Annotated in this window: 10 protein-coding genes and 1 pseudogene; 4 read left to right on the forward strand and 7 right to left on the reverse strand. The window is 66.7% G+C overall.

Going from position 1 to position 15460, the window contains the following annotated elements:
• Positions 1-72: 72 nt before the first annotated feature.
• Together FHT08_RS13110 and FHT08_RS13115 are read left to right on the forward strand one after the other, a co-directional pair.
• Complete coding sequence (locus tag FHT08_RS13110) at positions 73-3423, forward strand: winged helix-turn-helix domain-containing protein (RefSeq protein ID WP_104645565.1); 3351 nt, start codon at positions 73-75, stop codon at positions 3421-3423.
• Positions 3420-3824 carry a hypothetical protein gene (locus tag FHT08_RS13115; protein ID WP_047129879.1) on the forward strand — a complete coding sequence of 135 codons (405 nt, stop codon included), beginning with the start codon at positions 3420-3422 and terminating at the stop codon, positions 3822-3824. Before FHT08_RS13110 ends, FHT08_RS13115 begins: the two co-directional genes overlap by 4 nt.
• Before the next feature lie 379 nt (positions 3825-4203).
• Here FHT08_RS13115 and FHT08_RS13120 read toward each other — a convergent pair.
• The 3 genes and pseudogenes from FHT08_RS13120 to FHT08_RS13130 form a co-directional block, all read right to left on the reverse strand.
• Positions 4204-4578: pseudogene (locus FHT08_RS13120) on the reverse strand (hypothetical protein); the annotation flags it as partial.
• Between the two features lie 424 nt (positions 4579-5002).
• The gene (locus FHT08_RS13125) at positions 5003-5635 is read right to left on the reverse strand and encodes a response regulator transcription factor (protein ID WP_166775312.1); all 633 of its coding nucleotides are present in this window, start codon (positions 5633-5635) and stop codon (positions 5003-5005) included.
• On the reverse strand, positions 5632-6858 hold the full coding sequence (locus tag FHT08_RS13130) for a sensor histidine kinase (protein ID WP_166775480.1): 1227 nt from the start codon (positions 6856-6858) through the stop codon (positions 5632-5634). The genes FHT08_RS13125 and FHT08_RS13130 overlap by 4 nt, the downstream gene beginning before the upstream one ends.
• A gap of 32 nt (positions 6859-6890) precedes the next feature.
• On the opposite strand from FHT08_RS13130, the gene FHT08_RS13135 reads away from it, so the two are divergent.
• Positions 6891-7457 (forward strand): PEMT/PEM2 methyltransferase family protein, encoded by a 567-nt coding sequence (locus FHT08_RS13135; protein WP_166775313.1) that lies wholly within the window; start codon positions 6891-6893, stop codon positions 7455-7457.
• A 39-nt stretch (positions 7458-7496) separates the two neighbouring features.
• On the opposite strand, the gene FHT08_RS20140 is transcribed toward FHT08_RS13135, so the two are convergent.
• From FHT08_RS20140 to FHT08_RS13150, 3 genes are all read right to left on the reverse strand, one after another.
• A complete protein-coding gene (locus FHT08_RS20140) occupies positions 7497-8915 on the reverse strand; it encodes a S41 family peptidase (RefSeq protein WP_166775314.1) in 1419 nt (472 codons plus the stop codon).
• Between the two features lie 128 nt (positions 8916-9043).
• On the reverse strand, positions 9044-10582 hold the full coding sequence (locus tag FHT08_RS13145) for a M56 family metallopeptidase (protein WP_166775315.1): 1539 nt from the start codon (positions 10580-10582) through the stop codon (positions 9044-9046).
• Positions 10579-10974, reverse strand: coding sequence for a BlaI/MecI/CopY family transcriptional regulator (locus tag FHT08_RS13150; protein WP_166775316.1), 396 nt, complete (start codon positions 10972-10974; stop codon positions 10579-10581). The genes FHT08_RS13145 and FHT08_RS13150 overlap by 4 nt, the downstream gene beginning before the upstream one ends.
• A gap of 191 nt (positions 10975-11165) precedes the next feature.
• Between FHT08_RS13150 and lldD the strand changes: the two genes are divergently transcribed.
• Positions 11166-12326 (forward strand): FMN-dependent L-lactate dehydrogenase LldD, encoded by a 1161-nt coding sequence (gene lldD / locus FHT08_RS13155; RefSeq protein ID WP_166775317.1) that lies wholly within the window; start codon positions 11166-11168, stop codon positions 12324-12326.
• A gap of 363 nt (positions 12327-12689) precedes the next feature.
• On the opposite strand, the gene ligD is transcribed toward lldD, so the two are convergent.
• Complete coding sequence (ligD, locus tag FHT08_RS13160) at positions 12690-15458, reverse strand: non-homologous end-joining DNA ligase (protein ID WP_166775318.1); 2769 nt, start codon at positions 15456-15458, stop codon at positions 12690-12692.
• Positions 15459-15460 lie beyond the last annotated feature (2 nt).

Here is a 15460-nt window from a genome sequence, read left to right on the forward strand (position 1 = left end):
CCGTGCCGTGCCCGGCCGCGCCTGATGGCGATCGTCGGGGCCCCTCCCACCGTGCGACCGGTATCCGAGCGAATGTCTCTTCGAAGCGAGCGCGTCACGCAGCTGGGCTCTGTTCCGCGGTTTCGGCTTGGGCCCTTGCTGGTCGAGCCGGAACGGCTTGCGCTGATCGACGACGGCCAGACCATCGCGCTGGAACCGCGCATGATGGAAGTGCTGATCGCGCTGGCCGAACGCGCCGGCGAGGTGGTCAGCGCCGAGCAGTTGCTGATCGAGGTCTGGCACGGCAGCTTCTACGGCGACAACCCGGTGCACAAGACCATCGCCCAACTGCGCCGCAAGCTGGGCGACGACAGCCGCCAACCGCGCTACATCGAAACCATCCGCAAGCGTGGGTACCGGCTGCTGCCCAAGGTGGTGTTTCCCGACGATTATCGCGGTGCGGTGATGGGCACGCAGGTGTGGGGACACGGCAGCCCGTACGTGGGGCTGCAGGCGTTCGATCCCGCACACGCCGAGGTCTTCTTCGGCCGCAGCCATGCGATTGCGCAGGTGCTGGGCGCGATGCGCGCGCAATTGCACAGCCAGCGCGGGCTGGTGCTGGTGAGCGGCGCCAGCGGCTGCGGCAAGACCTCGTTGCTGCGCGCCGGCGTGGTGCCGTTGCTGGCGCAGCCCGGCGGGCTGGATGGCCTGGAAGCCATTGCGGTGGCGTACTGCAACCTGGCGCAATGCCGTGGCGGCGATGTGCTCGACACGCTGGCGCGCGCACTCGGCGACTTGGCCCCCGGCGGGCGCGCGGTGTTTTCGCCGGCGCAGATGGCGGCGTTGCCCGAGTGGCTGCAGCGCCCTGCCCCGCTGCATGCAGCCATTGGCGAAGCGATGCGTCAACGCCCACCAGCGCGCGACAGCGCGCAGACCCAGCGCCATCTGTTGCTGGTGATCGACCACGCAGAAGCGCTGGTGGCCACGCCCGGGATCACCGATGCCGACCGCGCCGCACTGGCCGCCGCCTTGCAGGCACTGTGCAGCAGCGCGCAGGTGGCGGTGCTGATGCTCACCCGTAGCGATTTCTACCCACGCCTGATCGATGCGTTGCCGCAGATCGTCGAACTCAAACGCGGCGACGGCCATGTGGATCTGCTGGCGCCGTGCGATGGCGAGATCGGCCAGATCATCCGCGTGCCAGCGGCCATGGCCGGGCTGCGTTTCGAAGAGGACCGCGACAGCGCCAGCCGGCTGGACGATGTGCTGCGCGATGCCACCGCGCGCCAGCCCGATGCGCTGCCGTTGCTGCAGCATCTGCTGCATGCCTTGCACGCGCAACGCAGCGACGACGGGCTGCTGACCTTTGCCGCCTACCGCGCATTGGGCGGGCTGGAAGGCGCGTTGGCGCACCATGCCGAACACACCTTCCGTGCCTTGCCCGCTGCTGCACAGGCGGCGTTGGGCGAGGTGCTGAGCTTGCTGAGCGTGATCCATCCCGACAGCGATGCGGTGACCGCGCGGCGTGCGCTGTGGTCGGCCCTGCCGGCGCACGGCGCAGCGCGCGTGCTGGTGGATGCCTTCGTGCAGGCGCGCCTGTTCGTCAGCGAACTGGTGGCCGGCGAGCCGGGGTTTGCGGTCGCGCACGAGGCCTTGCTGCGGCAATGGCCGCGCGCGGCCGACTGGATCCACGAAAACCGCCGCCTGCTGCAGGCGCGCAAGCGGCTGCAGCTGGCCGCACAGCGCTGGGCTGCCGAAGGCCGGCGCAGCGATCACCTGCTCAACAGCGGCCGCCCGTTGAGCGAAGCGCGTGAGGCGGCGCGGCGCATGCCGCAGGATCTGGACGCGTTGGATCACGCGTTCCTGCATGCCTGCGAACGCTCGCAACGGCGCCGCCGCGGCCTGTATGCGGCGGCGGCGACCTTGCTGGTGGTACTGGCAAGCGCCTCGATGCTGCTGGGCTGGCAGGCGCGGCAAGCGCAACAGGTGGCCGAACAACGGCGCGACCAGGCCCAGCAACTGGTGAGCTACATGCTGGGCGACCTGGCCGAGCAGTTGCGCACGGTGGGCAACCTCAAGCTGCTCGACAGCGTGGGCAGCCGCGCGCTGCGCTATCTGGAAGACCTGCCCAGCGCGAGCATGCAGCCGGGCGATCTGATCAACCACGCCCGTGCGCTGCGCACCACCGGCGAGGTGCTGATGAACCAGGGCAAGCTGGACGAGGCGCATGCGGCATTCACGCGTGCCGCCGCCACTGCCGAGCAGGCGCGTGCGCGTGCACCGGCGTCCCTGGAGGCGCATGCCGAAACCGGGCAGACCGCGTATTGGCTGGGGGATCTTGCCTACAGGAGCAAGCAGTTGCCTGTGGCACAGCGGTACTGGTCGCAGTACCTGGCCGCCTGCGAGCAGCTGGTGCGCGCCGCGCCGCAGGACCCGCACTGGCAACTGGAGCTGTCCTACGCCCTCAACAACCTCGGCACGCTGGCCAAGGAACAGGGCCGGACCGGTGCGGCGATCGGCCTGTTTGCACGCTCGATCGCCCTCAAGCGCCAGTTGCTGGCGCGCACGCCGGACAACGCGGCGCTGCGCTACGAGCTGGTCGACAGCCTGTCCTGGCTGAGCCTGACGCAGGAAATGCAGGGCCTGCTGGCCCCCGCCGAGCAGGGCTATCGCGAGCAGATCGCCATGCTGCGCGTGCTGGTCGACCACGATCCCGACGCGCACGCCTGGCGCAGGCGTCTGGCCGGCGCATTGATCCGCGTCTCCAACCTGGCGCTGGCGCGTGGCCAGCTGCGCCAGGCGCAGACCGATGCGCAGGACAGCCTGCGCATGCTGCAGGCGCTGGTGGCCTTGCAGCCGGACAATGTCGCCTGGCGCCGCGATCTGGCGCATGCCGACGCACAGGTCGGCTGGATGGCCGCGCTGGACGGGCACCCCGAACTGGCGGTGCCGCACCTCGATCGGGCCCGGCAGACCATGGCCGCGTTGCTGAAACAGGCGCAACCGCTGCCGGAATGGCAATGGCTGGACGCCATCATCGCGCTACGCCTGCAGCGGGTGCAGCGCGCGCGCGCCGGCAACGATGCCGACGGCCTTGCGCCGATCGTTGCGCAGCTGGATGCCTTGCACCGCGCCAGGCCGGACGATCTGCTCGGCCTGTCCGCCTTGGCCCAGGCGCTGGTCTGGCACGGCGAACAGCAGGCCGCCGCCGGCGACGCAGCCGGTGCACGCGCGGCGTGGCAGCGCGCGGTGGCGGTGTTGGGCAAGGACATCGGCAACAGCCGCGACAAGAACCTGCTGGACCCCTGGATTCGCGCACAGGTGCATCTGGGTCAGCGCAGCGCCGTTACGCAACAGCTCGGATGGCTGTATCACGCGGGCTACCGCCACCCGGGGTTCGTCTCCCTCTATGCCCCGCTTCTCAAGGAACAGGACAGCTCATGACGGATTTCAAGATCAAACTCACGGTGGCACGGGTGGGATTCGGCGGCAACACCGGCGCTGGCGAATATTTCTACAGCTTCGCCCCGGACCTGCTGATCGTGGATAAGAACGACAAGGCATCGACGCTGCTCTATTACTTCGATGAAGACGTGGTCCCCAGGCATTTCAAGATCAAGAGTCTGCTGAGTTCCGATGCCTTGAAACAGATCGGAGAACCCACGATCAGCCCCGACGGCCGCAGCGTGCATGTCGCCAATGCCAATAGCGTCCCGACGCTGATCTTCCTGACCATCATCGTCGAGGACGAAAGCCGGAAGGACAAGAAAACCTGGTTCAGCTGTGACCCCCAGGTCGGCAACGATCCGCAGATCAACCCGCAGGAAACCCCACCCCGGCCGTAAGCCCTGCGTCGACACCTGCCTGGCGGCTCGCCGCCAGGCGGTGTGTTGCTGCGGTGTGTTGGCGCGGCACAGCGTGCGCATGCGCGGGACTTGGGCCAGCGATGGCCAAGCCACTGCCGTTGGCACCTACGGTCGACCTGCGCACCGGACCAGCTGCCACCGGATGACACTCCTGGTGGTCACGATGCATCTCGCTGCGAGCTGGCTGACGTGCACCTTGCTAGGTGCTCCGGCCCACCGTAGATAGCGGCAGGCAGGCCTGCCGCCGTATCGCCAACGGTACCTGACGACGTTCTTATCCTACGCAGTCCCGCGCGCGCGGCTGGATGCCGGCCGGCGCGTCCACCAGGCCGGCAGTGCAGTGCGGCGCCACCGGGTGCAGGCGGTCATCGCGCTCGGAGCCGTTGCTGAAAGCCACCTTGAACTGGCCGCGGGTCGACCACGCCACAGGCGTGCCGGCTGCGATGCGATGGGTGCTGCCAACGCCGCGCCCTGTCCATGGCCGACAGGCCGGGCCCGGGCTGCAACCACTCTGGTCGGTATGGGCGGACAAGCTGTCGCAGGTTCGGGCCACCGCGCCCTGCGCGGTCAGGTCGCAGGGCGCCACACCGACACGCAGGTCGCGCTCGGTTGGCGGCTGGGTATGCAGTGCGGCCTGGACCCAGGCGATCGGCAAGTCGGCCTGGGTCGGCGCCGCCCAGGCGCTGGTGGACAGCACGACGATCAGCACGAACAGATACCGGACCAGGCGCATGACGCACTCCGCAGCGGACCGGAGCGCGGCGCGTCCCCGAGCGGCATCGGTGGCCGCCAGACGACCTTGGTGCCAGGCCGCCCACACGACCTGACGGCAACCTTACGGTTGTTGCCCGATCCAGCCGAAGTCGGGAAATTCCATTTAAAAACAACCAGATGGAACCTGACGGAAACAGCATTGTCGGCGACGATCAGCGTGCGTCATGCACATCGCACTGGCAGTGGCGCATGGTGGCGGCAACGCACAGATCTCTGCTCCCGGCCCGCATGAAGGCCAGAGTTGCTTTGGAGAAGAGCAGGCTTTGAGGCAGAGGGGCCTTTTTGCATCAAGCATCCCACCTGCCAACTTACGCTCCTGCGATTCCCGATTCCCGATTCCCCGCCCTTACGAATCCCCAATCCCGACTCCCCAATCCCCGCCCTCAAATCACCCGCAACGTGATCGCCTTCAACACCGCCCTTGTGCGGTCGCGGGTGCCGAGCTTTTCCAGGATGGTGGAGACGTAGTTCTTCACCGTGCCTTCGGCCAGGAACAGGGTGCGGGCGATCTCCTTGTTGGAATAGCCGCCGGCGAGCAGGCGCAGGATCGCCACCTCGCGTTCGCTGAAGGTCTCGCGCGGGGGCTGCTGGTCGCGGAACTGGTAGCGCGCCCGTACCGGGTCGGTGCTGACCGGCTGCAGCAGGGTCTCGCCGTGGGCGACCCGCTCGATCGCCTCGCGCAGGTCCTCCGGGGCCGCGTCCTTGAGCAGGAAGCCCTGCGCGCCGGCTTCGGTGGCGCGCAGCAGCAGGTCGCTGTCGTCGAAGGTGGTCAACAACAGCACCGGGGTGCGGTCGCCGCGGGCGCGCAGTTGCTGCAGCGCCTGGATGCCGTCCAGGCCGGGCATGCGGATGTCGCTGAGCACTACGTCGACCGTGGTGCTGGCGAGCGCGTCCAGCAGGCCCTGGCCGTCGTCGGCCTCGCAGACTACTTCCACGCCCTGTTGCTGCAACAGCGCGCGCAGGCCGGCGCGGACCAGGATCTGGTCGTCGGCCAGCGCGATGCGATGTGAACTCATGTGGGTAGTCTCGCCATCAGATGCATGCCGCCAGTGGGTGTGCGGCCAAGTTCAAGCTGCCCGTGCAGGGCAGCCAGGCGTTCGCGCATGCCGGTGATGCCGTTGCCTTCGCTGATGCGCTCGGCGCGGCGGCCATCGTCGCAGATGTCCACGTGCAGCTGCGCACCGGCGTGATGCAGGTGCACTGCAACCTCGTTGGCGTCGGCATGCCGCACCGCGTTGGTCAGCGCCTCCTGCACCAGCCGCAACAGCAGCTCGGCCACGCGGGCATCGGTGATGCGCACGTCCGGGTCGATCTGCAGGCGCAGCGCCGGGCGCGGGAACGGGGCGGCCAGCGCGCGCAAGGCGGTCTGCAGGTCCAGGCCCTGATCGTCGCGCAGCGACTGCACCACGTTGCGGATGTCCGACAGCACTTCGGCCGACAGCTGCTCCACCACCGCGATCTCGTCGCGCCGCGCCAGCGCCGGGTCGGCGCCGAGCAGGCGCAGATTGATGCGCATGGCGGTGAGCTTATGCCCGGCCACGTCGTGCAACTCGCGCGCCAGGCGCAGGCGCTCGGCATCGCGCGCGCTATCGGCCAGCAGGGCGCGGGTGGCCAGCAGATCGGCATTGACGTAGGCCAGGGCATCGCGCGCGCGCTCGGCGCTGCGCGCGTAATGGGCGGTCAGCGCGGCGAAGGCCTGGAAACCGGCGTAGATGCCGACGATCAACCACGGACGCTCGAACCCGGCCTGCACCAGCAGCGCATACATGCCCGCGTTCAATGCCAGCGCCAGCAACAACACGCGCACCGGCGGCCAGGTCATGCCCGCCTGCGCCACCAGCATGACCAGCAGCACCGGGGCGGTGCCGGCACGCGGCTCCATCCAGACCATCAGCAAGGCCATGACCGCTTGCAGCAGCGTTGCGACAGTGCGCAACGCATGTAATGGCGGCAACACGGTGTGCAGCAGAAACAACGCGGTGAAGCCGGCCAGCACGCCCCAGCGCCAGGCGCCCTGGGGTGATGCGTCCGGCACGAACGACAACGCCACCGCGGCAATGGTGAACGCACCGGCCAGACGCAGGGGATGCAGAAGATGAGGCAGGGAAGAATTCATGCGGCGATGCTGACGGCCGCGCGGCCACTCGGCAATGGTGCGCATGCACAAAGTGACTTCCGGCAGGTGCGATCGATGACCTGCGGCCCCTGCCGTCGCTGCGGCGCGTCCGCACACTGGCATCACCAGCCCACCCATCGCCACGGAGTCACGCCATGTCCGCTTCCAGTCTGTTTCTTGCGCTCAATCTGCTGTGGGGCGGCTACGAACTGCTGCTCAGTCGCCGCCGTCGTGCCGGCGACGGTGGCGCGCACGATCAAGGCACCCTGCAACACCTGTGGCGCGTGTTGTCTGCGGCGGTGGCCGTTGCGGTGGCACTGGCCTACAGCGGCCTGGCCCACTGGCCACAGGGTTGGGGCGCGCCGCTGCAATGGGCCGGCTGCGCCTTGATCGGCAGCGGGCTGGCGTTGCGCGTGTGGGCCATCCAGGTGCTGGCACGTTGGTTCACGGTGGATGTGACCATCCAGCCCGATCACCAGCTGGTGCGCAGCGGCCCGTATCGCTGGCTGCGCCATCCCTCCTATACCGGCGCGCTGATGGCCTTTTACGGGCTGGCGCTGGGCATGGGCAATGGGTTGTCGGTGGCGGCGATCGTGGTGCCGGTGACCTGGGTCTTCCTGCATCGCATCCGTATCGAAGAGGCCGCATTGCAGCGTGCCTTTCCGGTTGCCTACCCCGCGTATGCGAAGCAGAGCCATCGGTTGCTGCCGTTGGTGTGGTGAGGCACCGCCAGCATGATCAGTGCCGGCGCCTGAAGACAGTCAGTGTTTCTCGATGCGGCTGGCGGGTGCGTCCTGGATGAACTTCACCAGCTCCAGCACTTGCTGTCCTGGATCGACCATGCTGTCGTGCAATGCGATGTCGGGCTCGACCAAGGCCAAGCCGGCACTGCTGGAGGGTGGCAGTAAATAGAAGCGCGGGCACACCAGCTCCAGCCCGCTGGCGGGGTAGACAAACGACTGGATTCCTCCGGTCTGCCCGCGCCTTGCAGCGCTGCCGGAGCCGGCCAACGTTGCAAATCCATAATCCTTCATCACATTGGCGAACAGAATCGCCGAGGAGTAGGTGTAAGGACCGATCAAGACATACGTCTTGCCGTGGAAGAACTGCGGATGCTGCATCTCTGGCTGGGTGACTGTTTCTATGTGTCCGGCTATCGCATCGCCCGGTGTTTCGCCTGCATTGCGACGCCCTTCGATAACACGTTTGATATAGCTGGATCCAGTTTTATACGGCGCGCTTGCGATGTACTTCAAGATGCCGCGCATCCACATGTCGTCATCGCCGCCGCCGTTATCGCGCACATCGATGATCAAGTGGGTAGCGCCCGCTCGCCTGATGCGTCGGAATGCATCTTCCATCAACGCGTAATAGCGTTTCTTGTCTTCCCAATAAAACGATTTGACGGTGAGCACCGCAACACTGGCGGTGGGGAAGTGGAGCCGATAGGTATCGTCGAAGCTCGCTTCATGCAGTGCAACCGGCTCTGCAGTGCTTGCAGAGACCGCGATCTCGTGCGATTCGGCGACAATCCTGATGGTGAACTGACGTGGCGCGCCATAACGCTTCCAGTAATACCACCACCATCGCCGTGACAGCAGGGCCGCGCGAAACACCGGCGTGTCGCCATGCGTTCGCGCAAGCAACTCTGCAGCAACGGTGCTGGCGGGTAGACCATTGATCGATGCTATTTCGCGCCCGGCCAACGGAGTGGGTGCACCGCCCAATGCCGAGACGATCACCACCGCACCGCCCGCAGTGACGCCCACTTCGTAGGGAAACAGTCGCCCGCCTTTCTGCAGGTAATCGCGTGCGCCGGTGCGCCATTGCGCAGCCAGGATGGACAGATGCCCATCCGACAACAGCGGGTTCAATGTGGCCGCGCGCCTCCATGCCGCATCCTGACTCAGTGGTGTGTCTGCCGCAGAAATGAGCGCGGCAAATGCCTGATCCAGCGCCGCAGGGTCGAGCGTGTAGTCCAGTTGCGGATGCGTGACCTGCATCCGTGCGTGGATCGCCTGCAGGTCCTGGCGAAACTGCTGCGGGCTGACCGTCGTGCTGGATGGCATCGCGCGCATGTCGACCGCCGCTGCCGGTTTTACGAAGAGAGCCGACGCCAGCAAGAGGACGAAGACGCATCGGTTGGTAAACATGCGATTGCTCTGCTGGTGATCATGCACGCCCCCGCCATTCCGACCAGGTCCTTGGCCAAATGAGAGGCTGAAGATACGGGGTCGCTATGCGCAGCGCTGTGGGGAGCGCTGCGCATAGCAGATAGGCAAACAGAAACCGCCAGGGCGGCGATGACTCACCTGCGTAGCACTGCGCCCTTGCTGGACAAGTAGGAGCGAATGGCCTGCGTGCTGGCCTGATTCAACGGCGAGCGCCATTGCCCGGCATCAGCGACCACACCAAGATTGACATCGGCGCCATGCTCGACCAGCGACGTCACAACAGCCAGGTGGCCGCGGCGGGCGGCGTTGATCAATGGCGTTTCGTCATGCACCACGATGCCGTTGACGTTGGCTCCGGCTGCGATCAGACGTTCCACCACGGCGATGTGGCCTGCATGCGCTGCAGCAATCAAGGGATTGCCGTCGCCCACCGATGCCTGATCGGGCCTGGCACCCAGTTCGAGCAACTGCTCGACCATCGCAAGATCGCCGCGTTTTGAGGCGACGATCAACGCCGTGCCGTCACCGCGCACACGCGCATCGACCGCGACGCCACTGGCCACCAGTTCGCGCACTTCGTGCAATCGGCCTTTCGTCGCAGCGTAGATCAACTGCGCGGCTCCGGCAATGTCGGCCTCCGGGCCAGGAGTGGCTGCCGCAGCAGTGCCCATGCGCGGCGTCGCGGCCAGTGTCAGCCCGATCTGCAACGACAACGCAGCCACGCAAACAGCGGCCCATCCCAGATGTCGATGACGTGCTGCCGAACGCGTTTCCATCTCAAGCAGGTCATCGATCCGTTGCGCCAGGCCACCGCGATGGCCAGACATGCCGACAGCCAACGGCATCGCGTCATTGCGATGCGCGGCCAGCCTGGATGCACCATCGAGCAACGAACGTGCATAGCTGCGGCCGCTACCAGCGCGTTGCGCGGCACGTTCATCGCATGCCATCTCGCGGGTGAGGTCCACCTGCGTGCCAAGACGGTGCATGAAAGGACTCCACCAGTAGAGTGCGAGCACCACACGCTGCAATGTGGACACCCACAGATCCCGGCGCTGCAGATGCGCCAGCTCATGCAACAGCAGATCGGTCATCACAGCTGGCGCCAACGCAGACGCCAAGGCCGTGGGAACCAGGATGCGTGGGCGGATCAGGCCCATCACCATTGGACCTGCGGCGGACTCGGACAGGGCGATACACACCTTGCGCGGTAACGCGCTCCCCAACAGGCGCTCAAGGTCTGGAGCGCGTTGCGTATTGCTGCGCATCAGACGGGCGAGATTCCAGCCTTGCAGCAAGCGCATCAGGCTCCACAGCGTTCCCAGCAGCCAGACCGCAGCCAGTCCCTTGATCGCCACTGCGGCGGGTAACGACAACTCCTCGCCGTGCGCGTTGCGATCGATGCGATCAACGTCGAGCACGCTCGCCGATGGCTGCATGACAGTTGTTGCCTCCGAAGGCGTGTTGATCTCCAACGGCACCGCAGCGCCTGGAAGCAGGATCGCAAGCGGCGAGACGGCCGACAAGCCAAATGCACATAGCACCACCCACGAACGCGCTGCCGCGCTGGCCTTGCCTCGCAACAGCAACACCACCAGCAGCACCACCAGCGCGCTTTGCCAAAGATGGTGGACGCCGGCAGTGAGCAAGAGTTCCAGTCCGGGCAGACTCATTTGCGCACTCCATTGCCCGCAGCTGCATCGACCTTGGCCTGCAGCGCCTTGAGTTCGTCAGGATCCATGCCGTGTTCGCTGATCAGATGTTGGGCCAGCACCTGCGGCGAGCCATTGAAGAACTGCTTGAGCAGGCTTTCCAGCGCCTGCTTGCGCGCATCGCTGCGACTGATCGCCGCCGCATAGATGAAGGCCCTGCCTTCAACGCGATGGGTCACCAGACCCTTCTTGTCGAGCACCTTGAACATGGTCAGCACCGTCGTATACGCAACCGGTTTTTTCTTCGAGAGCTCGTCGGCAACCTCACGCACCGAGGCCTCTTTCTTCTTCCACAGCACTTCGAGAATCCGGCGCTCGGTTTCTGTTGGCGCCAGCGATGCGGGACGGGCCATGGCAGTGGTCTACTATGAAATTAGTTGATGGACTGAAATCTACAGCGGCAACGCCAAGAGAGTCAACTAATAAATTAGTTTTGATGGGTTCTGGATAACGACGCGGCATGGCAAGCGATGGCGCAATCGTCTGCCCTCTGCACCGATCGCTTTACACTCGCCAGCTACCCCGCAGCTGCCGTGCGTCTTCGATGATCATTTCCGCCGCTTCCGACTACCGTGCCGCCGCGCAGGCGCGCCTGCCGCCGTTTCTGTTCCACTACATCGATGGCGGGGCGTACGCCGAGCACACCTTGCGGCGCAATGTCGCGGATCTGGCCGATATCGCGCTGCGCCAGCGGGTGCTGCGCAACATGTCGGACCTGAGCCTGGGCACCGAGCTGTTCGGCGAGACGCTGGCGATGCCGGTGGCGTTGGCGCCGGTCGGGCTGACCGGCATGTACGCGCGCCGTGGCGAAGTGCAGGCCGCGCGCGCGGCGGCCGCGCGCGGGATCCCGTTTACGTTGTCCACGGTGTCGGTGTGCCCGATCGAGGAAGTGGCGCCGGCGATCGCGCGGCCGATGTGGTTCCAGCTGTACGTGCTCAAGGACCGCGGCTTCATGCGCAACGCACTGGAGCGCGCCAAGGCGGCCGGGGTGACCACGCTAGTGTTCACCGTGGACATGCCCACGCCGGGCGCGCGTTACCGCGATGCGCACTCGGGCATGAGCGGGCCCAACGCAGCGCTGCGGCGCATGCTGCAGGCGGTCACGCATCCGCGCTGGGCCTGGGACGTGGGCCTGCTGGGTCGCCCGCACGACCTGGGCAATATCTCCACCTACCGCGGCAGCCCGACCGGCCTGCAGGATTACATCGGCTGGTTGGGGGCTAACTTCGACCCCTCCATCGCCTGGAAGGATCTGGAATGGATCCGCGAGTTCTGGACCGGGCCGATGGTGATCAAGGGCATCCTGGACCCGGACGATGCGCGCGATGCGGTGCGCTTTGGCGCCGATGGCATCGTGGTATCCAACCATGGCGGCCGCCAGCTCGACGGCGTGCTGTCCAGCGCGCGCGCGTTGCCGGCCATTGCCGATGCGGTGAAGGGGCAGCTGAAGATCCTGGCCGACTCGGGCATCCGCAGCGGCCTGGACGTGGTGCGCATGCTGGCGCTGGGCGCCGATGCAGTGCTGCTGGGGCGTGCGTTCGTCTACGCGCTGGCGGCCGGCGGCCAGGCCGGGGTGGAGAATCTGCTGACCCTGATCGAGCGCGAGATGCGCGTGGCGATGACCCTGACCGGTACCCATTCGATTGCCGAGATCAGCAGCGGTGCGTTGAGCCGGGTGACGCGGGAGAACGCGGTGGCGCCTTGAGGGGATTCGGGATTCGGGATTCGGGATGCGGATGCGTTGGTAGCAGGGCGAGTGATCTGCGGCTTGGCTGCAGGGCCCTTGCCCGCCCACCATCGCGGGACACGCCGCAAGTACGTCCTTGTAGGCTCTTACGCGGCATCCATGCCGCGTAAGGTCCCGCGCCGGTGAACGGGCAAGGACCTGTCGGGATGGTCGGTGCGCATGGTCAGGCTGTGTGCGTGATGCGTATCTGATCGCATAAGCGAGCAGTCGTCGGGTGGGTGCGGGCCGCGTGGATAAGCATCGGCGCACGCGGGATACATGCCAATTCCAAGCATCGGCTGCGCCTGCCTGGTGGCGGCGCAGTCACCTTGTTGGCTGCTCTTAGTGGTTGTCGCCGCCGGTGGGCAAGTATTGCCGCAACGCCAGCACCGACGCCCATGGATCTGCGCGCTGACGCTTGGCGCGTTCCAGCGCTTTGTCCATCGGGAAGGCGTCCGGGCCGCTGATCTTGCCGAGTTCTTCCCAGCGCAGCGGGACGGCGACGGTGGCCTTTTCGCGCGCACGCAGCGACCACGAACACACGCTGGTATTGCCGCGCCCGTTGCGCAGCCAGTCGACGAAGATCACGCCATGGCGCTTGGCCTTGCTCATGGTGGCCACGTAGCGGTCCGGGGCATGCGTTGCCAGCGCCTGGGCGAAGGCCTCGCAGAAATCGCGCGCCTGCTCCCAGCCCGCTTCCGGCACGATCGGCACCACCACGTGCAGGCCCTTGCCGCCGGACAGCCGCACCGCGCTCTCCAGGCCTGCGCTGCGCAGCTTTGCGCGGATGTCGCGCGCGGCAGCCACCACGTCGGCCCAGGACACCCCGTCGCCGGGGTCCAGGTCGAACACCAGCCGATCCGGATACTCCGCATCGTCGATCCGCGCGCCCCAGGGATGCAGCTCCAGCGTATTCATCTGCACCAGTTCGAGCAGGCCGGCGGCATCTTCGACGTAGATGTAGTCCTCGGTGCCGCTCTTCTGCTGCAGCGCAATCGCCTTGATATGCGTGCCCAGGTGGCGGCCTTCGTGCTTCTGGAAGAAGCAGTCGCCACCGGCGCCATCGGGGCAGCGCAGCAGCGACAACGGGCGGTGTGCGATCTCCGCCAGTACGAGCGGCGCCACCGCCCGGTAGTAATCGGCTATATCGCCCTTGCTGATGCCCGCTGCGGGAAACACCACACGCTCGGGATGGGTGATGGCGACGCCGTCCGTCGACGTAGATGTGGATGTGGATGCGATGGACTTGGACGCGGCGGACCTCGATGCCGTGGACTTCGACGCAGTGGATGTGGATGCCGCAGCCTTGGCGGTCGCGGTCGTCTTCGATGCCGTCGACCGCACGCGTTTGCTGGCGGTCCTGGTGGACGCTTCGACCGTCGTCCTTGAAATTTTCGTCGTCGCGGCCTTGCGCGCAGGCGCAGCGGCCGTGGTCGCAGCACTGCTTTTACGTCCAGCACGCGCCTTGCTTGGCTCGGCGCGGTCGCCGCCCAACTCGCTCATGGGTTTGTCCTCGCGTAGACGCTTGAACGCGGCCTGCCGCAGTAGGCCTTCCTTCGCCCAGCCGCGGAAGGCGACCTCGGCGATCAAGACCGGCCGTACCCAATGCACATCGCGTGGCCGCCCCGGGATGTGCGTCGGCAACTCCAGCGTGGCGGTGTCGCTATGCAGCGCCTGCAACAGCGCGGTGATCTTGCCCAGCAAGGCATCGTCGAAGCCGGTGCCCACACGCCCGACATAGCGCAGCGCCTTGCCGTCGCGTTGCGCCATCAGCAAGGCACCGAAGCCGCTGCGCGCGCCCTTGGGGTCGGTGTAGCCCACCACCACGAACTCGTCGCTGTCTTCGTGCTTGGTCTTGACCCAATCGGCACTGCGCCCTTCGCGATACCGCGCATCGGCAAGCTTGCTGACGATGCCTTCCCAGCCGGTGCCGGCGCTGGCCGCGAAGACCTCCGGGCCGTGGCCGATCACATGGTCGCTAAACGCCAGCGTGCCCGGTACCTCGCCGAGCAACGCATGCAGCAACTGCTTGCGTTGCAGCAACGGGGTGTCGCGCAGATCCACACCGGCGACGCCGAGCAGGTCGAACACGATATAGCGCAGCGGCTGCGTGACGCTGCCATCGAGCGCGCGTTGCAGCGCCGAGAAATCGCTGCGCCCTTGCGCATCCAGCACCACCAGCTCGCCATCCAGGCGCGCATCGCGCACCGGCAAGGCCTGCACTGCGCGCACCACCGCCGGGAAGCGCTGCGTCCACGCCTGGTCGTTGCGCGAGCGCAGCTGCACCTCGCCATCGACCATATCGGCCAGCAGGCGATAGCCGTCCCACTTGATCTCGTGCAACCAGCGCTCGCCATCCGGCGCCTGCTCGCGCAGCAAGGTCAGTTGCGCGCGTAGCTCGGTTGGGCATGGCGCATCGCGCGCACCGTCCAGCGCCAGGGCGCGGGTGCGCCAGTGGCTGGAATCCGCACGCCCTGTGCGTGCGCGTTTGCTGGCCGCAGCCGTCCCGGCGCTCGCCGTTGTCGTCGGCGCGCGCCGCGCCCGGCTGGTCTTGGCACGCGTTGCCGGCGGCGCCGCAGCCGCAACGCCGGCCGCCTGCTGCACCACCAGCGCATCGGCATCCAGATCCGCCGCGTACGCATCGGTGCGCTTGAACAGCAGCCACTGCGGTTTGCCGCCGCGCATCTGCGTGCGCACCAATGCAAAGCCGCCGCGCAACAGCGTGCCCTGCAGTTCGAATTCCAGCTTGCCCGCGTCCAGCGCCGCCAGCGCATCGCCTTCGCAGTGCCAGTGTCCGTGGTCGAACACATCTACATGCCCGGCGCCGTAATGGCCTTGCGGAATGTCGCCCTCAAAGCTGGCATACGACAGCGGGTGATCCTCCACCTGCACCGCCAGGCGCTTTTCGCCCACGCGCAACGAAGGGCCCTTTGGCACCGCCCAACTCTTGAGCACGCCGTCGACCTCCAGACGGAAGTCGTAATGGCGCGAGCTGGCGTGATGCAATTGCACGACGAAGATCGGCTGCTTGCTGGCACGCGCAGGCGCGTCGCCGGCCGGTTCCGGGGTCTGGTCGAAGCGGCGCTTGGCGTTGTAGTCGTGCAACGACATGG

It is taken from the genome of Xanthomonas sp. CFBP 8151, assembly GCF_011761885.1.
GTDB classification, from domain to species: Bacteria; Pseudomonadota; Gammaproteobacteria; order Xanthomonadales; family Xanthomonadaceae; genus Xanthomonas; species Xanthomonas arboricola_B.

What these genes read in the sequence shown, in the direction of transcription:
- FHT08_RS13110 (WP_104645565.1), top strand. Translation starts at nt 73, where the DNA reads ATGTCTCTTCGAAGCGAGCGCGTCACGCAGCTGGGCTCTGTTCCGCGG.
- FHT08_RS13115 (WP_047129879.1), top strand. Translation starts at nt 3,420, where the DNA reads ATGACGGATTTCAAGATCAAACTCACGGTGGCACGGGTGGGATTCGGC.
- FHT08_RS13125 (WP_166775312.1), bottom strand. Translation starts at nt 5,635, where the DNA reads ATGAGTTCACATCGCATCGCGCTGGCCGACGACCAGATCCTGGTCCGC.
- FHT08_RS13130 (WP_166775480.1), bottom strand. Translation starts at nt 6,858, where the DNA reads ATGCCAGTGTGCGGACGCGCCGCAGCGACGGCAGGGGCCGCAGGTCAT.
- FHT08_RS13135 (WP_166775313.1), top strand. Translation starts at nt 6,891, where the DNA reads ATGTCCGCTTCCAGTCTGTTTCTTGCGCTCAATCTGCTGTGGGGCGGC.
- FHT08_RS13145 (WP_166775315.1), bottom strand. Translation starts at nt 10,582, where the DNA reads ATGAGTCTGCCCGGACTGGAACTCTTGCTCACTGCCGGCGTCCACCAT.
- FHT08_RS13150 (WP_166775316.1), bottom strand. Translation starts at nt 10,974, where the DNA reads ATGGCCCGTCCCGCATCGCTGGCGCCAACAGAAACCGAGCGCCGGATT.
- lldD (WP_166775317.1), top strand. Translation starts at nt 11,166, where the DNA reads ATGATCATTTCCGCCGCTTCCGACTACCGTGCCGCCGCGCAGGCGCGC.
- ligD (WP_166775318.1), bottom strand. Translation starts at nt 15,458, where the DNA reads ATGTCGTTGCACGACTACAACGCCAAGCGCCGCTTCGACCAGACCCCG.